Raw genomic sequence first — 22,771 nt, 5'->3', positions numbered from 1 at the left:
CTTTCCCCCGGAAAGGAAGACGCTCAAAAGGTATATATTCAGTGCATGAAGGATCTCGCGCGCACGAGGAGGACGCTCCCCGCTCCAAGCCAATAGATCACCATATGGCCAACCGCTGGCCACCACGAGGCCGCTCCTGTGCCCGATGAAAGAATGAATAAGAAAAAGACCAGACTGAAGAGGCAAAATAGCACTTCCCACCCGATCCATCTCCAAGCGAACAGATTGGCCCGCATCCGATGAAGCGCATATAGATTGCACCACACCGCGACGCCTTCCAGCGCCAAAATGCCAATTGACGCTGCCTCGTACCCGAATCCAGGTATAGCCAACAGGAAGAACAGCAAGGCTGTGGAGAAGGCGATTCCGTTCAGCAAGCCTACGAATGGGACGTTTTTGCGCTCTTGGGTCCACAGGATGCTCGTCGTCAGCTCGCGAATCCCCACGATAAGCGGAAGAACCGCGAAGTAGCGAATCGGAGCCCCCGCCTCGGGGGTATGGAACAACAGATAAGCCAGCGGATCCGCGAACAAAAACAAGAACATCCCGCTTAACAAGCCCCATGTCCAACAGAGCCGAAGCATCCTCTGAATTATGACTTGGTAAGACTTCAGCTTGCCTTGCTGGTAATGAGAGGCCAGCTTCATCGTCATCGTATACGAGATGGCGGCCGTTACGATCGTCGGCATATAAGCGACGATGACCGCCATTCCCGTAATGACGCCGTAAATCGATGTCGCTTCCGAGAGGGTGTATCCGGCGGCCTGAAGCCGGCGCGGGATGAGCAGCGAATCGATGAAATCCGATGCGGGCATCAGCAGTCTTGTGAAGCCGATCGCCATGGAAGCTTGGACAATCGATCGCACTTCGCTTCGGACCGGCTGATGGAACTCGAGAGAGCCCTCGGCCAGGGAGCGCCTGGTGACGAGAAAGACCGTTAGCATCAGAAAGGCGGACAGCGCGCCAATCGTCGTCCCCGTCAACCCGGCTCCCAAAGCGACGGACGTTCCCTCGGATGCGAACAGACAGACGAGGAGAATCATGGTACCGACGCGAACGGCCTGCTCGGCGAGTTCCGAGCAGGAGATGGCTCCGTACCGCTCCGCTCCCTGCATATACCCGCGCAGGAGTTGCAGAAGCGGAACGGCCAGCAAGGCAGGAGCCAGACAGCGGATGCCGGCTTCCACCTCCGGATTCCCGAGCAGCAGCGCTATCCGTTCGGACTGCATGTACATCAGGAGGCTGGCGGCGGCTCCGGCCAGAGCCAGGAGCGCCGACAGCGTGCGAAATGCGCTCCAGCCTCTTCCCGGTTGCTTGGCGGTAAATAACGCCAAAGCCGTCGGCAGCCCTCCGGTAATGATCATGAGGAAAATACCATAGCATGAATAAGCGATCTGGTATAAGCCGACGCCCTCGGCGCCAAGAATGCGGGTAAGCGTCGCTCTCCCCGCCAAGCCAATGACCTTGCTGACGAGGATAGCTCCCGCGCGCAGGGCGGCTGGATTCGTGACTGGCAGCTTCATTTCCATCACCCGACCAATCCAATCTTGTCCTCTCATTGTATGATTGGACGGGCCGGGTTATGTTTATCATTCGGCGGGGCGGTTAATCACGGATATGGATCAGCCAATAGCTGGTATGCCGATCCCAGCCCAAGTCGAAGGGAACGCGGTACCGATCGGCGGTATGCGAGTTGACCAGCGGATAGCCGTAATCATCGAAACCGACGACGACCGAGAAATGATCCACATCGCCTTTCATCTCGTAGCCGATTAGATCTCCGGGCTGCAGCTTCGCAATCGCCCCTGCCGGATGCTTCTGGGAGGGCTTAACGACATCGGGGAATTTGCCTTTGGCGATCAATTGGCCATATCCGCTGTGCAGCAGGAAATTTTTAAAGGCATCGGTTTGGACCCATGTCTGAGATCCCCCGTTGAACATAAAATAATGCCAGCCGCCTCTCATTTTCAAGCCCCCGCCTTCCTCCGCATCGCCGATGCATTGCGAAGCGAAGTTGGTGCAGTCGCCGCCCAAGCCGGTATAGTCGCGGTACTTCGGGTTATAACGGTGCTTATTGCCCGCCCCCCAAGCGGCCCCGGCGTATTTATTGGCGTATTCGACGGCCTTCTGGCGGTTATATCTTGGCTTCCGCTTCGTGTCCGAATGCGTGGAGGGCCGATCGGCATCGTTGGAGGACGGCTTCGGCTTCGGTTGCGGCCGCAGCATCATATCGTCGGATTCGGGAATCAGCTTCGGGTTTTCCTCCAGCGGGTCAAGGTACCATTCCCGCAACACCTTCCATTTGCCGTCCTCCTTCGTGAGCGTGAGCGCATGGCGGGTGCCGATTCCGAATGACTGCGGACGAACGACGCTGTGGCTATAGATATAATCCAGCCGCAGAGATTCGACGACAGAGGCGGTTGCCTTATTTCCTCTGAGCTTCGCCCGAATCACCCGGACATCGCTGTCGGCGTGAGTGAATTCCACGCCTCTTCGTTCGGCCCAGGCATGAATATACGCGGCTCGCTCCACTTCATGCCGAAGCGCGTGCCGGCTGCTGCTGGAATCGGCATAATGATGGCGAATCGCCTGTTCCTGCTGATGTATCAAAAATTTCGTCCTGTCCTTGAAAAGCTGTTTGATGTAGTCTGTCACTTCTTCATCCTTCTCAACGGAGGAAGCAGCCTCCGCGGCGGCCGCAACCCATATGCAGCATAGCGACAGCAATATGAACAACGTTTTCCTTACCATTTCGCATCTCCTTGGCAGTATTTCCATATCATTGAGGAAGAACGCAGCTTGTACTGCCTTTAAGTTCTCCATACCTGTTGTTTTGATGCTGTGAAAAAATTACAGACTGAAATTTGCCCGCCTACGCAACCTAAAAAGGAATGTATAGATAGGATGTGTGAGCAAATGATACGACACCCAATGATTAACGCAAGCTGCCGCTACATGATCATGCTGGCCCTCCTCGCCTGCCTCCTGCCCGGAACGGCAGCGGCCGAACCGCAGAAAACGGCCGTCATCGTCATCGATGATTTCGGCAATAACGGGCGCGGAACACAGGAGATTATGGAGCTGCCCTTCAAGGTAACCGTGGCGGTGATGCCGTTTTGAAATATACCAAGAGTGACGCCGAACGGGCTCATGCAGCCGGGCACGAAGTCATCGTGCACATGCCGATGGAAGCGCTGGGAGGCAAAAAAATGGGGCTGGGACCTGGGGCGATTACGACGAATCTGAGCGAGGATGAGATTCGGAAGCGGGTGCATGCGGCTATCGATGATGTGCCCCATGCGGTGGGAATGAACAATCATATGGGTTCCAAGGTGACGGTTAATCCGAGAGTGATGCGGGTTATATTGGAAGTGTGCAAGGAACGGGGCATTTATTTCTTGGATAGCCATACCAACTACCGCAGCATTGTGGGCAAAGTGGCGGAGGAAGTAAAAATCCCGTCGCTAGAGAACCATATCTTCCTTGACGACATTCATAAAGCGTCGGCCATAAAGAAGCAGTTCAAGCTGATGCGGACGCATCTGAAGGATCATAATATATGCATTGCCATCGGGCATGTCGGAAGCGCCGGACATGTTACGGCAGCTGTCGTGAAGGAGCAGATGGAGGAGATGAGCCGGGATCGGATCGCCTTCAAAAAAGTATCAGAGGTCCTGCCTCCCTTCCTTCCCTTAATCCCGCATTCATGAGCCTTCGCCCCGGCCCCCGGGTCATAGACCAGCTGCAGGGAGGGATGCCAGCTGGTCTATGTCTGCCGTTAGGGATGCGGAGCTTCAGGGTGGCGGCTATCCCCTGACCGTCGGATCCGGTCCCGCAGGCGGCCCGTCGTACAGATGCGACCGGGCTTGGAACCATCGGAACAGATGCGTGGCCACGACCTTCAGCACCGCATATCCGGGCACGGCCAGGATGATGCCGATGACGCCGAACAGATTGCCGGCCGTCAAAATGACGAAGATAATCGTGATCGGATGAATCCGCAGCGTCTTGCCCATAATTTGCGGGGAAATGAACTTGCCTTCGATTAACTGAACGACCGTCCAGACGACGATCATCTTCAACAGCATTATCGGCGAAGTGACGAGCGCCACGATAAGCGCCGGCGTAATCGCGATCGCGGGCCCCAGATAAGGAACGATGCTCGTGCAGGCCGCGATAATGGCCAGAATAAGCGAATAGTCAAGGCCGATAATCAGGTATCCGATATAGAGAAGCATGCCGATGCAGCAGCTGATGATAATCTGTCCCCGGATATAGGAACTGATCTGATGGTTCATCTCCGTCATCACTTGATCGGTCTGCTTGCGCAGCGCCGTCGGCACAAACCCCAGAATATAAGCTGGCAGCTTCTTCCCGTCCTTCAGAAGGTAGAACAGGATGAACGGCACGGTCACCAAGGCGAGAATCGTCTCTGTCACCGCCCCGACGAATCCGCCGATGCTTGACCATGTATTATTTAACAGGCTGGTGGCACGCTCCGTTACCGTATTGATCAGCTTCGACGTATCCCAGTCGACGGTCTGCTGGAAGCGCTGAATATAATCGCTGCCAATCAGGTCCGTAAGCAGGTTCTCGATATGGGCCGAAAAGGCGGGGAAGTTCGAGACCATCTCCATCACCTGATGGCGTATGACCGGAATGACGGCCAAGACCACGATCGTAAGCAGTCCCAAGATGATGAGGTAGAGCAGCAGGATCGTAAAGACCCGCTTCACGCCTTTTTCCTGAAAATAATCTACGATCGGGTTCAGTAAATAATATAATACGCCCGCCAGAATGACAGGCAGCAGGACGGTCTTGATCAAGACCAGCACCGGACGGAAGACGAACGATATCTTGGTCAGCAGGAAGATGTTGAGCCCGATCAACAGCAGAATCAGCAAAAACAGAACGAAGCGGTTGTTTAGAAAAAACAGTTTGAACTTGCTCATCCTCGATTGAGGTTGATCCATATGCATTCCCCCTTTTCCACTCCATCTCATTGGTTCAGCATCGCTTTTTTCTCATTGTAGCATACTGATTTCCCGAATCCTAACTCTGCTCCGGACCCGGGAAAGCCCCCCCTTTTTCTATGTTTCTCCCACCCCGCCGTCCGCTTTTCCGCTATGTCCCCCATCCGTCATTTCCCTAGGCCTGATCGATCATCTGCTTCCCGGCCCGGCTCGGCATGAATGGCGGAGCTCCGGACATAATAAGGGCAAACAGGGGAAAAGCGGTGATTGATGCCATGACAACGATTCTGCTCGTGGAAGATGAGCATAATGTATCCGAGTTCCTTCAGTTGGAGCTTCAGCATGAGGGCTACGATGTGACGGTTGCGGAAGACGGCGAGCAGGCGCTCGACTATTTCAAGCGGCAGGAGTGGAATCTGATTCTTCTGGATTGGATGATTCCCCGCCTGAACGGCTTGGAAGTGTGCCGCCGCATCCGGAAGACGAGCGACGTGCCGATCATATTGTTGACGGCCCGGGATTATATCGGCGACAAAATCGCCGGCCTCGATACCGGCGCTGATGATTACATCACGAAGCCTTTCGAGATCGAGGAGCTGCTGGCGCGCATCCGGACCGTACTCCGCCGGCATAATCCGTCATGGCCAGCCGCGTCGCCGGAATTGTATCGAGTCGACAGCTTGACGATCGATGTGAAAAAAAGATTGGTGAGGCGCGAGGGCGAACAGATCGAGCTGACGCAGCGGGAATTTGATCTGCTGCTCTATTTAACCGAGCATCAAGGCGAAGTGATCAGCCGGGAGCAGCTTCTGTCCGATGTCTGGGGCTATGACTTCGCCGGCGAGACGAACGTGGTCGACGTCTATATCCGCTACCTTCGCAACAAGCTGGATCGAACCTACAAGCCGAAGCTCATTCATACGGTGCGCGGGGTCGGGTATGTGCTGCGTTCGTCTTAGCCGGAATCTCTGCCGATTCACCAAAGGCACATGTCGCTCCAATGGGAGGTCGTTCTGATGAAGTCCTTTTTTTCCCGCCTCATCAAGCCCTTCTCTTTTTTGCCGGATACGTTAATGTTCCGAACCACCATGCTATATGTACTCAGCTTGCTTGGGGTTATCGTCTGGATCGGCCTGTTCATTATGGGAACCGTCAGCCATACCGTCATTCAGGATACGCGCCGGGAACTGACTGCGGTCGAACTCAAATTAATCGATACGCTGGAGACCCCCGCCGACAAGCAGTACCAGGAGATTTTGGATGAGATGCTCTATCCCGATCACGCAAACTATTACGTTCAAGTTATCGATGCATCCGGCCGTATCGTGGCCCAGTCCCGGGGATGGTATGAGGCCTATGATACCAATCAGCAGGAAGCGAAGCTGAACTGGGTGGTCGATACGTTGAAGTGGAACGCCAAGAGCGGGCTGTTCTTCCGGGATCAGCTCGTGTGGAATCCGCTGAGCGGCGGAGAAGGGACGATCCATATTCGCGTGCAATTGAACAATGTCGAACGCCTCCTTCAGATTATGGTGCAAGTGCTGTTTATTACCGGACTGATCAGCTCCACCGTCGGATCGCTCCTGCTCTACCATGTGACGCAGCGGAATCTCTCCCCGTTATTCGCCATCACGAACGCCGTCCGGCGGATTCAGGAGCATCCGGATCTGAAGCATCGGATTCCGGTGCCCGATACGCCGCGGGAGCTGAATGATCTGGCCCGCACGCTCAATCACATGCTTGTGCAGCTGGGAGAGCAGGTCGAACGGGAGAAAAACTTCGTCTCGGATGCTTCCCACGAGCTTCGCACGCCTCTGACCGCCTTCCGGGGCTACGTCAAGCTGCTGAAGCGCTGGGGCACGAGCAACCCGGATGTCCTGAACCGCTCGCTCGAAGCGCTGGATCAGGAGAGTCAGCGTATGCAGCGCCTTATTGCGCAATTGCTCACGCTGGCCCGGACAGGCAGCATCACGCCGAGCCGGGAGCGCATCGATCTCTCCGATACGATCCATCAGGCCATCCATCAGCTCTGGACCGAGGAGCGGGGCATCACGCTCCGCGTCAATCTGGACAAGGATGCCTTCGTGCTCGGCGACGAGGACCAGCTCCGTCAGGTCGCCATCATCCTGATCGAGAATGCCATCCGCTACACGAACCCGGGAGGTTGGATTCGGGTAGAGGTCGCGCGGAGCCAAGAGCACGTATGCTTCTCCGTCGCCGATTCCGGCATCGGGATTCCGGCCGACGAGATCGGCAGCGTATTCGATCGGTTCTACCGGGTGGACAAAGCCCGTTCCCGCGCGACCGGCGGCACCGGGCTCGGCTTGTCTATCGCCAAGCAGCTGGTGAACAATCACCAGGGCCGCATCGAGGTGGAGAGCCGCCTCGGCGAAGGAAGCACCTTCACGGTATGCCTCCCTGCCGCTCCGGCAACGCAATAAGGCCTCCTAAAGACACGAGCTTCGTATCTTCAGGAGGCCTTATCATAGCTTGTCCGGTTACAGGACGCGGCGAATCCCTGTTATGCGCTTGCCCCATTTTCCGTCCAGGCTGGAGATCGTTACGCCTGGTTTACCGTAAGTATGCAGTATTTTCCCATCCCCAATATAGATGGCGACATGGTGAACCGGAGAGTAGAAGAAGACCAGATCTCCCGGCTTCATCTGGCTCTTGCTTACCTTCTGGCCGACCTTCGATTGCTGCTTCGAAGTCCGGGGAAGCTTGATGCCATGCTTCTTGTATACATATTGGACGAATGAAGAGCAGTCGAACGCGCTCGTAATGCCGGACTTAGCTCCGAACTTATAAGGAACGCCCATATATTTTTTGCCGGTGGCAATGATGCTCTTCGCTTTGGCGCTGCTCGCGGTAGCGGAGGCCGCACTCGCTGGCTGCAGCGGCATCATGACGCTTGCTGACATCAGGAATGAGACGCTCAAGCTTACGCTAATCAGGATTTTACCGAACTTGGCTGGTTTCAATGTAGTACATCCTCCTTCAAATCGGGTTAGGAAATCACCTGAAACCACCATAACATATAAATTTTTCCCAGAATTTTCTTAAACGTGAAATGGAATCGGTGCCCGTTGCGTTTGCGGCGTCCGATGAGAAAGCGATTAGACTTTTCTCATAAAACTCCTCTTGACATCTCATCCTGCTCCCAGACATGACAAAACCGCCAGATGCTTCTGGCAGCCAACATAAGCGTGCTGCGGCATTGCCGCGCCCGCAAATCCAGTCATCGTGGCCCGGCAGGCCGGGCGCGTGACGGGCAAGCGGGCTCTCTCATTTTTCCCTCATAATTACTCACCATGAGGCGCCGCGCCGCTGCCTTGCAGATGACAAGTTTGCACCGCTGAACTCCACTCCCATGAACCGTCAATGCGAGATCGAAGTCCTTGCCAATCGTCTCCAGCATACGTCCTTGCCGCTGCTTCCGCAAAGCCGGCTCATCGACGCGAGACAACAAGAAGCCCCCGGCGTCCGGCCAGGAGACTGCCGTCTCGTTGCCGTTCCAGGGGCTTCGCGGCCTGCATTCCGCTAGGCGATAATCTTGTCGATAATCCCGTACGCGAGGGCTTCCTTCGGATCCATGAAGCGATCGCGATCCGTATCCTGCTCGATCCGCTCGATCGGCTGGCCGGTATGCTCCGACAAAATCCGGTTCACCTTCCGCCGGGTGCTCAGTATCCACTCGGCATGGATCTGGATATCGGACGCCTGCCCACGCACTCCGCCAAGAGGCTGGTGAATCATTACTTCGCTGTTGGCGAGCGACATCCGCTTCCCCTTCGCGCCTCCGGTCAGCAGCATAGCCCCGAAGCTGGCGGCCATGCCGATGCAGATGGTGGACACGTCCGGCTTGATGAACTGCATCGTGTCGTAAATCGAGAATCCGGCCGTCACCGAACCGCCCGGGCTATTGATATACATCTGAATGTCCTTCTCCGGATCCTCCGCTGCCAGGAACAGCAGCTGCGCCACAACCGAATTGGCCATCTGATCCTCAATCTCCCCGGATACCATCACGATCCGGTCCTTCAGCAAACGGGAATAAATATCGTAGCTCCGTTCTCCCGCCTTGGTCTGCTCGACCACATACGGTATGAAATTCATGCGAATGCTCCTCTCGTCAGGCCGCCATCCTCCAAGAAGATGAACGGATACAGTTGGTAAGCATTCCCTGAACGCGGCAGGCACGGCCTCCCAGGACGGCATGCAGGGAGACGACAGGCTCGATGGCGCCCTGCAGTCCCAGCTCGACGAGGCGGGCGGCGTCTCCGCCGCGGAAAGCGGACAGATAGTCCTTCAGCAGGCGCTCATCCACCCCCTCGGGAATGGGAAGCCGCCGCTCCTCCTCCGCCGGCAGTTCGGTCCGCAGGACGGTACGGGCGCGATGCAGCGCGGACTTGACCGCCCCCTCCGTCGTATGGAGCAGAGCGGCCGTCTCCGCCGCCGAGTAGCCAAGACCTTCTCTCAGCAGCAGCACGGTCCGCTGCAGCGGCGACAAATACGTCAGCAGCCAAGACATGGCCGCTTCCATCTCCATCCCGGCATCGGGGTCCGGGACATCGATCAGATCCTGCGGCATCTGGAGACGGTGCAGACGCTGAGCGGTTCTATCTTTACGAATGCGATCGATCCAGGCATGCTTCGCCGTCCGCAGCAAGTACGCTTCCGTCTGAAGCGGCTTGCCGCCTGGCCGCCGGAATACGGGGATCGCCTTGAGGCAGGCATCCTGCACCAGATCCTCCGCATCCCATGGCGAGCCGGTCAGGGACATGCAATATTTCCGCAGCGAAGGCAGCGCCTCCAGCAGCGCATCATGCGCCTCGCTCGCAGAAGAGGTCAGATCGGATTTCACAAAGGCCATGGAATGGGGCCCTCCTTTGCTAGTTCCTTTCGTTTACACTACGTAAACGGCCGAACGGCCAAAAAGGATACGCTTCATTTGAAATAAAATTAACACATCCTGAGCTTATATGGAAAGCCGCGGGCAGGCGTCACGGGTTGGATAAAATAAACTTTGCTGTATAAGGACCTTCCCGAAGGTTTACATTATCAATAAGAAGAAAATCGGCACGACAAGGAGCAGGAGCATGGAGACGGGTAATTGCGATCTATCCATCGTCAAGCAGCAGTTGAAGGAGCGGCTGAAGCAGCTCTCCGATGATATCCGGCGAAGTCTGGAAGTGTTCGATGAGTCAGACAATTGCATGCTCGGCCAGTTCGAGCAGTTCCGCCAAAGCATTATCGCGCTTGAATCGACGGCGGCCTCCTTTTATTTGAACTGTTATCTATCCCCCTACACCGACAAATACGCCGAGCTGACGCTGAGCATTCATCATTTGTCGCAGCGAAGACTCGGAGCGCTGATCGTCGTGCAGCGGCAGGACCCCCTCGACCATCTCATCCAGCCCGGGACGCCGATCGGCGCGACCTTGACCCATTCGCTGCTCGAATCGATTTTCATCTCGGGCAGCCCGCTTCATGACGGCGCCGTCATTATCCGCTCGAACGAGATTCTGTCGGCAGGCAATATACTGCCGCTCTCCCGTTCGATCCCTCCCGGTTCCAAATTCGGCACGCGCCACCGGGCCGCGGCGGGCTTGAGCGAGCGCAGCGATGCGCTCGTCCTTGTCGTCTCCGAAGAATCGGGCACCGCTTCTTTCGCGTTGGGCGGCCGGCTGTATCCTATCTCCACGCTTATCCCCGCGGGGGATACGAAATAACGCAAGGGACTTTCCCATAGGCTTCTTAATAAAGGAACTGCCAATCGGACACTTCCTGAAGGACTGCTCATAGGAGAGTTACAAATGTCAAAGGGCAGAACCGAAGGGCAACCAATATGGAAGCGGAGAAATCGGTGGGGGACAATCGGAAGCGGCGATGAGGCGCCGGGCGGACATGCTGTGAACGCGGACGATGCTGCGGACGCGGACGATGCTGCGGTCAATGAGCGACGGCGGCGAAATCCTGCGTAAACGCAGGATTTTTCGCTTTTTGATGTGCTCTTTGATAAAATTCCTGCAAAAACGCATCAATTTCTCCGATTATTGCGTTTTATCCTTTGGCATGGCTGAAATTCCTGCAGTTTTGCAGGAATGACTTGAGCGGAGTTCAAATCATAAGAAAATGCTGCATTTTCGCAGTATTTCGGCAAGTTGAGCGGCGAGAAGAGTAAAGCGCCAGGTATAAAATGGAAATAAATGGTATCATCACGGAAGCAGTACAGAAGCAGTATGTAAGCAGTACGTTAGAAGTACGGTGGCAGTATGGAAGTAGTATTGAAGTAGTATTGAAGTAGTATTTACGTAGTGTGTATGCAGAATGGAAGCAGTACGGAAGCAGTACGGCAGCAGTACGGTAGCAGTTCAGAAGGAGTTCAGAAGCAGTGTCGAACCAGAATCGAAATAGATTCGAAGTAAAGTCACAAGTAGAACTGAAGTAGTATCGCAGCAGAATCGTCGTAGAATCCAAATATAGTTATAGAATTTAAGTATAATCGCAGAACTAAGTACAGTCGCAGAATCCAAGTACAGTCGTAAAACTCAAGTATAGTCCGCAGAATCCAAGCACAGTCGAAAACTCAAGTGTAGTCCGCAGAATCCAAGCACAGTCGTAAAAATCAAGCATAGTCGCAGAATCCAAGAGCACAGTCGAAAACTCAAGTACAGTCGCAGAATCCAAGCACAGTCGTAAAACTCAAGTATAGTCGCAGAATCCAAGTGAATTTGAAGCAGGATCGAACTAGGTACGGACTAGCCGTGAACCAGCCTCGAAGGGAAGCCGAAGCAGGCTTGAACCGGGTTCGAAGCAAAGCGGAATCTGACAGCGCGATAGCAGCCGCACAAATAAGAGGGAACGAGCCGTCACCTCGAATAATCCGGGCATGTCCAGAGAAGCCGCAGGCCGCCGTGTTCACAGACTGGGGCTGTCTCACGGCTGCTTCACACTGCGTGGGAGACAGCCCCAGTTGCTCATTCATCGATATGCCGTTCCCTTACTGCAAAAACTTGCCGCGGAACCAGTCCGCCGCCGCCTCCGCCTCGGAGGAGGTCAACTGATGCCCGTACCGCTCCCAATGAACGGATACGTCGGCGCCCGCTCCGCGCAGCAGCCCCTCCAGTTCTTCCGTCTCCTGCGGCGGGCATATCGGGTCATTCTTGCCCGCCCCGATAAAGACGGGGACACCGCTCAGGTCAGGCAGGACGACGCCGCGGCGCGGAACCATCGGATGATGGAGAATGGCGCCGGCCCATGCCGCTTGAATATGGAACAGCAGGCTGGCGGCGATATTCGCGCCGTTGGAATAGCCGACGGCCACAAGATTGCGCCGATCGAACCCGTACTGTTCCGCCGCTTGGTCCAGGAAGTCGTTCACTTCTCCCGTCCGGAACAGCAGATCCTCTTCATCGAAGACCCCTTCCGCAAGCCTCCGGAAAAAGCGCGGCATTCCATTCTCCAGCACATTGCCGCGCAGGCTGAGCACCGCCGATTCCGGCGAGATCATCCGCGCCAGCGGCACCAGATCGCGCTCCGAACCGCCCGTCCCGTGCAGCAGGACCAGCGTCGGGGCCGAGTCGTTCGTCCCTTTTTCGTACAGATGCCTCATGCTTCTCCCTCCTGCAGCGCCCTGACCTCGATCGGCAGCAGATTCGCTTCAATCCGGGTGCGGTGCGGCTCGAACCATTCCGGCAGCATCAGTCTCTCTCCGAGCGACTCGAATGGCTCATCGCGCGTAAAGCCCGGCGGATCGGTCGCAATCTCGAACAGAATCCCGCCGTTCTCCCGGAAGTAGACGGCGTTGAAATATTGGCGGTCGACGATCGGCGTCGGATGATAGCCGCTCTGCTCCACCGCGCTCCGCCACTCTTCATGCTCCTCGAAATCGCGGGCCCGCCACGCGATATGGTGCACGGTCCCTGCGCCCCCGACTCCCGGCTCCATATCCGACTTCGGAATATCGATCAGATTGCCGAGGTCCCCGGCCGCCCGGAAGCGGACGAATCCGGCATCCTCGCCGACCCGGGTCAAGCCGAGCACATGCTCGAGCACGCTCATCGTCTCGTTGGCATGCACGCTGAACAGCACCGCTCCGCCGAAGCCCTTGATCGCCTTGTCCGCCGGGATTCCGCCGAACGACCATTCGCTGGCCGGACCTTCCTCCCGTTCCACAAGTTCGAGCCGCAAGCCTTCATTATCCGTAAACTGCAAATAGTTCTCCTCGAAGCGGCGGCCTGTCATGACGGAAATGCCGAACCGTCTCAGCCGCGCTTCCCAGAAGTCCAGGGCCCCCGGCGGAACGACATACGTCGTCATGCCGACCTGGCCGCCCCCGATCCGGCCCCTGCGGGAATCGGGCCACGGGAAGAACGTAATGATCGTCCCCGGGCCGCCCACCTCGTTCCCGAAATACAAATGGTATACTTCCGGGGCATCGAAATTAATCGTCTTCTTGACAAGCCGCAAGCCGAGAACGCCGGCATAGAAGTCAACGTTCGCCTGCGGATCGCGGGCAAAAGCCGTGATGTGATGGATCCCTGCCGTATGCAAAGTCATATGGATCTCTCCTTTTTTTATCTCAGTATAAATCAATTACACCAATTAATATCTCGATTTAAAGATATTATATTTCTCTCCTTCTGTCAAGTGTGCCCCGCACCCGCCCCAGCCAGTCAACAAGTCTGCCCCACCTCGTCCAGACAGGACAGGAACGGCAGAAAACCGGCTCCCAAAGGAACCGGTTCGGTCAACAGATAGGGCAGCGACTCATGAACACTCTAGCGCCAAAGACAACCGCGCCGTCTCCGCGGCTTCCGCATGGTAACAACCTAGCCCTGAGCTTTTGTCATGAGACTGTCCGGAATCACATTCAAATCAATTCCAAAAACGATCGGCAGCAAATAATATACGGCAAGAATAATGATGATTGTCGCGAATACGTTAACGGAAAATCCCGCCCGGACCATGTCGATAATTTTTAATTTCCCCGTGCCGAATATAATCGCGTTGGGCGGCGTGCCGACAGGCAGCATGAAGGCGCAGTTGGCCGCCATGGCGCAAGGGATCATGAGCGCGAACGGATGAATGCCCAAGGCGATCGCGAGCGCGGCGACGACCGGCAGGATCATCGTTGCGGTTGCCGTATTGGACGTAATCTCGGTCATCATCATGATCAGAAGAGTAGCGCATGAAATAATAACGATAAGATGAAAACCGTCAAGCATCGTCAGTTGTTCTCCCATCCAGTCGGACAGGCCGCTGGAACGGAAGCCCGCGGCAATCGCTAACCCGCCTCCGAACAGAAGGAGGACGCCCCATGGAATATCCTTGGAGTCGCTCCAATTCAAAATGCGGGAGCTTGCTTCTCCTCTGGCCGGAATGATAAACAAAAGGGCCGCGGCCATAATCGCAATCATCCCGTCCGAGATGCCGGGGATAGGCACGAACAAACCGCCGTCTACCCATAAAAACTCCCGCGTGATCCACATAAAAGCAGCGAAGACGAACACGAGGCCAACCATTCCTTCTTCAAAGGAGGTTTTGCCAAGCTTGCTGCGCTCGCTCTGAATTAACTCTTTCCCGCCCGGAAGCTGGCGGATCGATGTTTTGAACTTGATTCTCCCCAAATAAAACCACGTCGAGATCAGCATCAGCATGACGACCGGAACGGCAAACAGCATCCATTGGGCAAAAGAGATGGAAATGCCGAATAACTCGTTCATTTGAGCGACCAGAATAATATTGGGCGGAGTGCCGATCAGCGTTCCGAGGCCGCCAATCGTGCCTGCATAGCCGATGCCAAATATGAGAGACTTCTCAAACTTCGGAAGCTCCTCTTCTTCCGGCTTGCCTGCCAAGGTGCTTGCAATCTGGGCCGTAATCGCCAATCCCATCGGGACCATCATCATGACGGCTGCCGTATTGGAGACCCACATCGACAAAAATCCGGTTGCGGCCATAAAGCCAAGCAGGATGCGCTGCGTGCTCGTACCAATGAGCGAAATAATAAAGAGAGCCAACCTTTTGTGCAGATTCCACTTCTCCATCGCGGTGGCGATAAAAAAACCGCCCAAAAACAAAAAAATAATATCGTTGCCGTAGGAGGAAGCGACCGCGCTGCCCGGCATCGCTCCCGTGACAGGCAGCAGGATCAGCGGCAGCAGAGATGCAGCCGGAATCGGTATCGCTTCGGTAATCCACCATGCGGCGATCCATAACGTAACGGCGAGCACGGATTTCCCTTCCGGAGACAATCCGTCGGGTTCAAAAAATAGCATCGTCAGGATAAACAATGCAGGTCCCAAAATAAATCCGACAAGCTGTGCTGTGGCATACGGCTTATTGGACTTGACCCCAGGCCGGGCGCCTCCCCGATCCGGTGCTTGGCCGGATACCGTCAATACCTCTTTCGTTCGCTTATGCTGTGCCCACAGGCTGCGCCAAGCGGATACAACCAATTGCTTCATCATTCATCCCCCATCTGTAAGCGCTTTCGTACATTTTGTTACAAATTTTAAAATCTGTATACATTTTTTAACTAATGTCGTGGGTTTTGTAACTAAAAAAAGCGCCTGTAACAGAAAAAAAGCTCGCCGCCACCGCGCGAGCTTATTCAACCCGTACTTTTTCTTCTTTTAACAAAATAGAAAGCAAGTAATCCAGTCCCTCTGCGCTGAGCTTATACTGCTGGAGGGGGCGGCCGCAGCCTTGATAGCTGACATCGCTAAGCAAGGTGTTGTTTTCCTCCAGAAAGCGCAAATATTTGCGCAGTGACACTCTGGATATCCCCGTCAATTCAGCCAAGTCGGCCGTGGAGAACCAGCCCTCCAGCTTGTTGATCTCGCGCAGGACGCGAAGAAACGTTTCTTTCGTAATCCCTTTGGGCAGGCTCTCCCCGATCCAGTCTTTGTTCCCGCATCGTCGGTGGAACAGCGCATCAACCTCTTCTTGCCGGATGCCTTCTTGCCGCATCTGGATGCATCGGTACTTGTAACGCATAAGCGCCTCCCGGAACCGCTCAAAATCAAAGGGCTTGATTAAATAATCTACGGCCCCGTAGCGAAGAGCCGTCTGCACGGACGCGTGGTCATTCGCCGAAGAGACCACGATAACATCTACGGCCAGGTTGGCTTTCCTTGCATTGACCAGCACATCAAGCCCGTTCTTGTTCGCCAGATACACGTCCAGCAGAACTAAGTCGATGTTTCCGCTCTTGACAAGTTCCCAGCCCGCTTCGATTCCGGCAGCCGTTCCCGCCAATGCGAAGCCCGGCACCTTGTTCACGTACATCCCGTTGAACTTCGCCACCATCGGATCATCTTCAATAATCAAGACCTGAATCATGCCTGGTATGGAATGCTCACCGTCAAGGTCACCCCGTCTCCTTTCCTTGAGGATATATGTACCGTCCCGCCCGTGTCCGCCGCCGCTTTGTGGATCAGATGGAGACCGTAGCCCCTTCCTTCTCCTTTGGTGGATTTCCCTCTCCCGATCTCTCCGGCCAGTTCCTCCGCCAGACCCGGGCCATTATCCCGCACCGTCCATTCCAGACGGCCCTCCCTCGCGGAGGACAGTTCTACCGCGACTTCTTTCTCCTCCTGCCCCGCAATCGCTTCATAGGCGTTGTCCAATGAATTGCCGATGATCGTGATCAGCGCGTCAAGAACCTCCGGCCTCGCAATGGACGGCCACGCTTCCCGTCCTGTCAGCGTCACTTCGACGTCATGCTCCTGCAGGAAGCTGAGCTTATTGAGCAAAAATCCCGCTATCACCGGGTCCTTCACATGGTTGAAGACCCAGCCCACATCCTTTTGATAATGAGTGGAAATCCGCCTGATATACGCCCGAAGCTCCTTGTAGGATTCCGTATGCACCATGGCGGATATGACATGAAGCTTATTCATGAACTCATGCGTGTGAACCCTCAGGCTTTCCGCATAATTTTTGGCGCCCGATAATTGCTCCAGCATGCTCGTCAGCTCCGTTTTATCCCGGAACGTTGCCAGCGCGCCTACCAGTTGGCCGGCAGCCTTGACGGGAACGCAGTTCACGACGATTTCCAGATTGTTCAATGTTTGCTGCTGATCCAGCTCTGCTCTTTGGTGAATCAGGACATCCTGCAGCGTTGACTGCGGCATTACCTCCCGCACATGCTTCCCGACCGGTTCGGCGTGAAGTCCCGCCCGCTTGAATATGTCCCGTGCAGCCCGGTTCGCCAGCACCATGATCCCCTGTTCGTCAATCGCGACGACTCCTTCGCGAACAGAAGCGAGCATCGCCTCTCGTTCCTCCAGCAGCTTCGCGATTTCCGCCGGCTCCAGGCCGTGCATCGAGCGCTTGACCTTCTGCGCCAGCAGCAGCGCCCCGATCAAGCCTGCCGCCAGGCCTGCTCCCATGCCGAGAAGGATGATTTTTTGACTGCGCAGCACCGCGTCATTGATTTTATCCTTCGCGATTCCGACCGCCACGGCGCCAACCTGCTCTCCCCCGTCCCAGATCGGCATGAAGGCGCGCATCGATTCCCCTAGCGTGCCGACCGCAACGGACGTGTAACTTTTCCCTTCCAGGGCCGGCCCTTCGTCTCCTCCGACAAACGTTTTGCCTATCATCTCTTCATTGGGATGAGAGAGACGAACGCTGTTCATATCCATGACGACGATATACCCCACGTTTGTATCCGCTTTCACTTTCATCGTATATGTCTGGACGGGACCGCCATAGGTTCCGTTGCGCAGACTGTCCAGTACGGTCGGCGTCTGGCCGACCGCGCTGGCGATGGCTTGCGCCCTCTCCTCCAGGCTTCTCTGGGTTGCGGCCGCATAATCGTTCGCGATAAGGATTCCGGTCAGCACAAGAGCCATAGCGACCACCACCGTGACCAGCCACAGGATGAGCGTCTTCAATTGATAAGGCCGATTGGAAAAAAAGAATCGTTTGAGACCGTGCGCTATTTTGGTCACCCCGCATGTTCTAACCTATTTTTACAAAAATGGCAGTTCCCTATATCACTATACCGGATAGATGAAATTTGAACTAGCCCCTTTCCGCGCCTGCGGCAAAAAGCACCTCCATTGGCGCGAATCCGTCCCTGCGCTTCGGAAGTGCTTTTGTCTGCCGTTCTTCGTGCCGAATCAGCTCCCTGCTTCGCTCAAGCCGCCGCCGCGCCTACGTATCGAGAACCGGGAGCGTCACCGTGAACGTCGTCCCCCGCTGCGGCATGCTGTCCACCGCAATGCTCCCGCCGTGATTGTCCATAATGTTGTAGCTGACCATCAGGCCGAGCCCCGTCCCGGAATCCTTCGTCGTATAGAACGGCTGGCCCAGCATGTCCAGCTTCTCCGGAGGAATGCCGCATCCCTCGTCTTCGATCGTAATGAGCGCGAAGCCGTCTCTCACGCTTGCTCCGATATAAATATGCCCGCCGTCCGGCATCGCTTCGATTGCATTTTTAATTAAATTGACGAACACCTGCTTGATCTGATTCGGCTCGCAGTGCAGCCAGATCTCCTCTAGCGCATACTCGGCCGCAATCGCGCTGTTCTTCATCGCCGCCTGAGCGCTCATCAGCGCGATGCTCTGCTCCAGCAGCTGCACCAGGTTCGCGCGCCGGGCCGATACCATATTCGGCTTCGCCAAAATAAGCAGCTCGTTGCAGATGATCTCGATGCTCTTCAGCTCCGATTCGATGATGTCGTAATATTGCTCCTTCTCGCTTTTCAAGGATCGCAGCAATTTGAGAAAGCCGTTGATCGAGGTGATCGGGTTGCGTATCTCATGGGCGATTCCGGCCGCAAGCTGCCCGACGATCGACAGCTTCTCCGACTGGATGATGCGCTCCTCTTCCTTCCTCCGCTCCGTCACATCCTGAAAAACGCCAATCACCGCCGGTTCGCCGAGAAATGTTGTCGGTATCGAGACGCCTTCGGCAAATTTAGTCACTCCGTTATAGCAGCGGAGCTTATATTTAACGGTGCCCAGCTTCCCTCCCTGATGGTATCTGCGCCTCCTGTCGTCAATCTTGTCATGATTGGCCGGATCGACGAACTCCTTCGTGGATACGCCCAGTACCTCCTCGGGGCCGCGCGCGCCGAGCAATTGAATTCCCGCCTGGTTGACGTACTGGCAGATTCCGCCCCGGGTAATGATCACGGCGAGCGGCAATTCCTCCAGCAGGATGCGGAACGACTCCTCCCTCTCCCGAAGCACGCTTTCCGTTTTTCGCTGCGCGAATTCCGTCATTTTCTTGGCCGTAATATCATGGAACTGCGAGAACAAAAAAACGGGCTCCCCTTTCTCGTTGTGCACGACGGAGACGTTCACCAGACACCATACCGGATGACCTTGCTTATGTATGTACCGCTTTTCCATATGGTATGCTTCAATCTTCATGTTCAGGAGCTGATAGACATATTCCAGGTTTTCTTCAAGATCATCCTGATGGGTAATCGACTGAAAATTCATGGCCAGCAATTCTCGCTCATCGTAGCCAAGCATGCTGCACAAGGCCCGGTTGACCTGGATGAACCGGCCTTCCAGTGACACGATCGACATCCCGATAGACGCATTGTTAAAAGCGAAATCGAACAAGTCAATTTGCTTCAAATGCATAAGAGTATCCCCTTTCAAGCGCCACATCCCCAAATGCCCTTCAAGCGGAATGATTTCTGTCTTTATCCAGGAACGGGAATCTCCAATTTTCTGTTGTGTACGAAAATATTCGCTGCCTCCTACAAATTTCCTCGTGCCCGAAGATAAAGTTTTTCCAAAATATTGAACAGGGCCCAGGCTCCGAAAAACCGGCGCGCGCCGCCCCATTGACTGCGGCCTTCATCTGTGCCAACGTTAGCAGGAGAGGAGACTACGCTACGATTCAGGGGTGAGTTCATGACAGAGTGCGCAGCATCGCTTACCGTCATGTCGTACAACATTCAGCATGGGCGCGGAATGGATGACCGGTATGATCCGGCACGGATAGCGGACGTTATCCGCAGAGCGGGGGCCGACGTCATCGGCCTGCAGGAGGTGGACCGCCATTTCGACAAGCGGAGCAATTATGAAGATACGATTATGGTATTGGCCGCCCGCCTGGGGATGCAGTATGCATACGGCGCTAACCTGGACGGTGATCCCGAGCCGGGGCGAACCGAGCGGAGGCAATACGGCATCGGGATCCTAAGCAAATACCCGATTGTCCATCAGCAGCATTATTTGCTGGACAGCGCCGGCCGGGAGCAGCGCGGCTTGCTGGAGGCCGAGCTGGTCGTCGAGGATGCGAGAGTCCGCTTCTATGTCACCCATCTCGGGCTGGAGCGGCAGGAGCGGTTAACGCAAATATCCCAAATTGTCGATATCGCCGCCCGGCAGACCGGCGCGGCGATTATAACCGGCGACTTCAATGCCCTTCCGGACAGCCCGGAACTCGCCGCGATGTCCCGCTCCTACCGCAACGTATTCGCCGATCTTCCCGCAGCCTATACCTATCCGGCCGGCGGAGCCAAGGAGACGATCGACTATATTCTCGTCAACGATGGCATCGCCGTCGGCGCCCGGCGGGAAGTCGTCCGTTCGGTGGCATCGGATCATTATCCGATCGCCGCCGCCTTATCGATCCGGTAGATCGAAGCAGCGCCGCAAGCCATTGCCTTCCATGGAGGCCGATGCTTGCGGCGCTGCGGCAAGAGCCGTTCACGGCATATCCGGCGCTAGCTTAGCTTCAGAGCTTCATGGTCTCAGAGCTCCTTGGCCTGGCCGCTGCCCGCTTCCCCGTACCGTCGTCCGGGCCCTTCGTCTATACCTGCTCTATCAGGGGGTTATAAGAGAACGAGCGCTGCCGCCCGCTCATCGGACCGCTTCATAGACAGCCTCGGGTTCCGCTTCCGAACCATCCGCATCTTGCTTCGGTTCCGCTTCGGGTCCGGCCAGCGGCCACCAATGGAAGCCATCTTCCTCCAGCAGACGCTGCGCCGCTTCCGGGCCTTCGCTGCCCGCCTCATAGAAATGCAGCGGCACCCGATTCTCCGCGAAGGCTTCCAATATCGGCTGAATCCATTGCCAGGACAACTCCACTTCGTCCCAACGGGCGAAGAAGGAGGCATCCCCCAGGATCGCCCCTTCCATCAGATTCTCATAAGCTTCGGGAACGCCGTTCTGATCAGCGGCGTAATGCAGGCGGACCGGCTCCGGCTTGATGCCGTGCTTCCCGTGCTTCCCGTCCTTCGCGTTCAATTGGAGCGTGATCCCCTCCTGCGGACCGATATCGATAATCAGCAGATTCGGCGCGGTCAGCTCGTTCGTGCGGCTGTATTTGTCCAGCGGGTCCTTGAATTCAACCACGATGCGGGTCGACTTCTCCGCCATCCGCTTCCCGGTGCGCAAGTAGAAGGGAACCCCTTGCCAGAAATAATTATCGATCATGAGGCGCGCCGCTACGTACGTATCATTGCCGGAGTCCTCCCCGGTGCCGGGCTCGTCCCGGTAGCCCGGCACCGGTAGTCCGCCAACGGCTCCCGCCGCATACTGGCCGCGCACGACGAAGCGTTCCGCTTCCTCCTTCGGCACCGGACGCATCGAGGCCAGCAGCGCGCGCTTCTTGGCGGCCATATCCGCCGCCGTGCCGCGGCGCGGAAGCTGCATGGCGAACATCGCCAATACTTGGAGCAGATGATTCTGCACCATGTCGCGGATGGCGCCCGCCTCGTCGTAATAGGCCGCACGCTCCTCTACGCCGACCGTCTCGCTCGCCGTAATCTGCACGTTGGCGATATATTGATTCTTCCAGACCGCCTGGAGCATCGGATTCGTATATTCAAGCTTCTGCAGGTTCTGCACCATCCGCTTGCCGAGGTAATGATCGATCCGGAAGATTTCCTCCTCGCGGAAGACGCTGCCCAGCAGGGCATTCAACGCGCGGGCCGAAGCCAGATCGCGGCCGAACGGCTTCTCGATCAGGAGCCGCTTCCAACCGGTAACGCTGCTCAAGCCGCTGTCATGAAGGCGGCGGACGATCGGCTCGAACAACTCGGGCGCGACCGAGAGATAGAACATCCGGTTCTCGGCGATGCCAAGCTCCCGCTCGCGCTGCCGCACCTGTTCCAGCAGCCGCGCGAAATCTTCGGGAACCGCCACGTTCAGGCGGCAGAAGCGGAACCGATCCAGGAACGCGTTCAGCTCCGCCTCGTCCGGAGCCGGCCGGCGGGAGAAGCCGCTTATCGATTCCGCTATGCGGCGGCGGAATTCCTCGTCGCTCCATGAACTGCGTCCCATGCCGAATACGGAAAAGCCGGCAGGCAGCTTGCGGTCCAGATGCAGGTTAAAGAGGGCGGGATAGATTTTGCGCTTCGCCAAATCCCCCGTCGCTCCGAACAGTAGTAAAGTTGCTGCATTCATCTATGATGGCCTCCTATCCACAGCTCCAAGCAAGTGCTGCATCTCTGTCATCTTCATATATAAGGAGAAATCCGCCCATAGAGCGGATTTCGTGATTGCCGTATCTATGCAAGGCCGCCAAGGCCTCTCGCCGCTCCCCGATCATGCGCGGGCGGCCAGCGCTTCGTTCAGTTGAATCTGGTTGAAGCCGAGGATTTTCGTCTCCCCGATGAGCGTCACCGGCACCGCTCGCATGCCGGTGTTCCATAGCTCTTCGGCATATTTCTCATCCTGGTCGATGTTCCGCTCTTCAAAAGCGACGTTCCGATCGCCCAGGAATCTTTTGACTTGGGTGCAATATTGGCAGTAGGTGCTGGTATAGACGATTACTTTCCTATCCATGGTTTCGTATCCCCTTTACTCGCGAT

Annotated in this window: 20 protein-coding genes; 6 read left to right on the top strand and 14 right to left on the bottom strand. The window is 56.0% G+C overall.

All coding sequences use genetic code 11. The features are described from left to right. Positions 1-38: 38 nt before the first annotated feature. The gene (locus L6439_RS11395) at positions 39-1,523 is read right to left on the bottom strand and encodes an oligosaccharide flippase family protein (protein WP_213469758.1); all 1,485 of its coding nucleotides are present in this window, start codon (positions 1,521-1,523) and stop codon (positions 39-41) included. Between the two features lie 82 nt (positions 1,524-1,605). Then, positions 1,606-2,751, bottom strand: coding sequence for an amidase domain-containing protein (locus L6439_RS11390; RefSeq protein ID WP_168177992.1), 1,146 nt, complete (start codon positions 2,749-2,751; stop codon positions 1,606-1,608). Positions 2,752-2,916: 165 nt separating this feature from the next. On the opposite strand from L6439_RS11390, the gene L6439_RS29470 reads away from it, so the two are divergent. Together L6439_RS29470 and L6439_RS11385 are read left to right on the top strand one after the other, a co-directional pair. Next, a complete protein-coding gene (locus L6439_RS29470; RefSeq protein ID WP_306434360.1) occupies positions 2,917-3,120 on the top strand; it encodes a divergent polysaccharide deacetylase family protein in 204 nt (67 codons plus the stop codon). Further along, a complete protein-coding gene (locus L6439_RS11385; protein ID WP_306434359.1) occupies positions 3,117-3,710 on the top strand; it encodes a divergent polysaccharide deacetylase family protein in 594 nt (197 codons plus the stop codon). The genes L6439_RS29470 and L6439_RS11385 overlap by 4 nt, the downstream gene beginning before the upstream one ends. A 96-nt stretch (positions 3,711-3,806) precedes the next feature. On the opposite strand, the gene L6439_RS11380 is transcribed toward L6439_RS11385, so the two are convergent. After that, positions 3,807-4,973: an AI-2E family transporter gene (locus L6439_RS11380; RefSeq protein ID WP_213469757.1), complete on the bottom strand. Its 1,167-nt coding sequence runs from the start codon at positions 4,971-4,973 to the stop codon at positions 3,807-3,809. Positions 4,974-5,248: 275 nt separating this feature from the next. On the opposite strand from L6439_RS11380, the gene L6439_RS11375 reads away from it, so the two are divergent. After that, a complete protein-coding gene (locus L6439_RS11375) occupies positions 5,249-5,932 on the top strand; it encodes a response regulator transcription factor (protein ID WP_213469775.1) in 684 nt (227 codons plus the stop codon). 57 nt (positions 5,933-5,989) lie between these two features. Next, positions 5,990-7,414, top strand: coding sequence for a sensor histidine kinase (locus tag L6439_RS11370; RefSeq protein ID WP_213469756.1), 1,425 nt, complete (start codon positions 5,990-5,992; stop codon positions 7,412-7,414). A 57-nt stretch (positions 7,415-7,471) separates the two neighbouring features. Here the strand turns inward: L6439_RS11370 and L6439_RS11365 are convergent, their stop codons facing one another. The 3 genes from L6439_RS11365 to L6439_RS11355 form a co-directional block, all read right to left on the bottom strand. Then, positions 7,472-7,894: a C40 family peptidase gene (locus L6439_RS11365; RefSeq protein ID WP_237096906.1), complete on the bottom strand. Its 423-nt coding sequence runs from the start codon at positions 7,892-7,894 to the stop codon at positions 7,472-7,474. Between the two features lie 619 nt (positions 7,895-8,513). Further along, the gene (gene clpP / locus L6439_RS11360; protein WP_168180153.1) at positions 8,514-9,089 is read right to left on the bottom strand and encodes an ATP-dependent Clp endopeptidase proteolytic subunit ClpP; all 576 of its coding nucleotides are present in this window, start codon (positions 9,087-9,089) and stop codon (positions 8,514-8,516) included. 16 nt (positions 9,090-9,105) lie between these two features. Then, entirely contained in the window at positions 9,106-9,846 is a 741-nt protein-coding gene (locus tag L6439_RS11355) for an RNA polymerase sigma factor (RefSeq protein WP_213469754.1), read from the bottom strand. Between the two features lie 226 nt (positions 9,847-10,072). On the opposite strand from L6439_RS11355, the gene cdaS reads away from it, so the two are divergent. Further along, positions 10,073-10,705: a sporulation-specific diadenylate cyclase CdaS gene (cdaS, locus tag L6439_RS11350; protein WP_168180151.1), complete on the top strand. Its 633-nt coding sequence runs from the start codon at positions 10,073-10,075 to the stop codon at positions 10,703-10,705. Positions 10,706-11,976: 1,271 nt separating this feature from the next. Here the strand turns inward: cdaS and L6439_RS11345 are convergent. The 6 genes from L6439_RS11345 to L6439_RS11320 form a co-directional block, all read right to left on the bottom strand. Then, entirely contained in the window at positions 11,977-12,588 is a 612-nt protein-coding gene (locus L6439_RS11345) for an alpha/beta hydrolase (protein ID WP_168180150.1), read from the bottom strand. After that, complete coding sequence (locus tag L6439_RS11340) at positions 12,585-13,535, bottom strand: ring-cleaving dioxygenase (protein WP_213469753.1); 951 nt, start codon at positions 13,533-13,535, stop codon at positions 12,585-12,587. The genes L6439_RS11345 and L6439_RS11340 overlap by 4 nt, the downstream gene beginning before the upstream one ends. A 272-nt stretch (positions 13,536-13,807) precedes the next feature. Then, positions 13,808-15,445, bottom strand: coding sequence for an SLC13 family permease (locus L6439_RS11335; protein ID WP_168182989.1), 1,638 nt, complete (start codon positions 15,443-15,445; stop codon positions 13,808-13,810). A 142-nt stretch (positions 15,446-15,587) separates the two neighbouring features. Then, positions 15,588-16,310, bottom strand: a complete 723-nt coding sequence (locus tag L6439_RS11330) for a response regulator (RefSeq protein WP_237096824.1) — start codon at positions 16,308-16,310, stop codon at positions 15,588-15,590. An 8-nt stretch (positions 16,311-16,318) separates the two neighbouring features. Continuing rightward, complete coding sequence (dcuS, locus tag L6439_RS11325) at positions 16,319-17,938, bottom strand: DcuS/MalK family sensor histidine kinase (protein WP_237096823.1); 1,620 nt, start codon at positions 17,936-17,938, stop codon at positions 16,319-16,321. A 205-nt stretch (positions 17,939-18,143) separates the two neighbouring features. Beyond that, the gene (locus L6439_RS11320; protein ID WP_213469752.1) at positions 18,144-19,586 is read right to left on the bottom strand and encodes a PAS domain S-box protein; all 1,443 of its coding nucleotides are present in this window, start codon (positions 19,584-19,586) and stop codon (positions 18,144-18,146) included. A gap of 276 nt (positions 19,587-19,862) precedes the next feature. Here L6439_RS11320 and L6439_RS11315 point away from each other — a divergent pair, with 276 nt between their 5' ends. Next, positions 19,863-20,594 carry an endonuclease/exonuclease/phosphatase family protein gene (locus L6439_RS11315; RefSeq protein WP_213469751.1) on the top strand — a complete coding sequence of 244 codons (732 nt, stop codon included), beginning with the start codon at positions 19,863-19,865 and terminating at the stop codon, positions 20,592-20,594. Positions 20,595-20,816: 222 nt separating this feature from the next. Here L6439_RS11315 and zwf read toward each other — a convergent pair whose 3' ends face one another. Both zwf and L6439_RS11305 read right to left on the bottom strand, forming a co-directional pair. Beyond that, the gene (gene zwf / locus L6439_RS11310) at positions 20,817-22,364 is read right to left on the bottom strand and encodes a glucose-6-phosphate dehydrogenase (RefSeq protein WP_213469750.1); all 1,548 of its coding nucleotides are present in this window, start codon (positions 22,362-22,364) and stop codon (positions 20,817-20,819) included. Positions 22,365-22,505: 141 nt separating this feature from the next. Beyond that, positions 22,506-22,745 carry a glutaredoxin family protein gene (locus L6439_RS11305; protein WP_168182993.1) on the bottom strand — a complete coding sequence of 80 codons (240 nt, stop codon included), beginning with the start codon at positions 22,743-22,745 and terminating at the stop codon, positions 22,506-22,508. Positions 22,746-22,771: the final 26 nt, after the last annotated feature.

The organism is Paenibacillus dendritiformis (assembly GCF_021654795.1).
Taxonomy (GTDB): Bacteria; Bacillota; Bacilli; order Paenibacillales; family Paenibacillaceae; genus Paenibacillus_B.
Note: the sequence above shows the minus strand (reverse complement) of the source record. Positions and strands in the feature narration are given on the sequence as shown.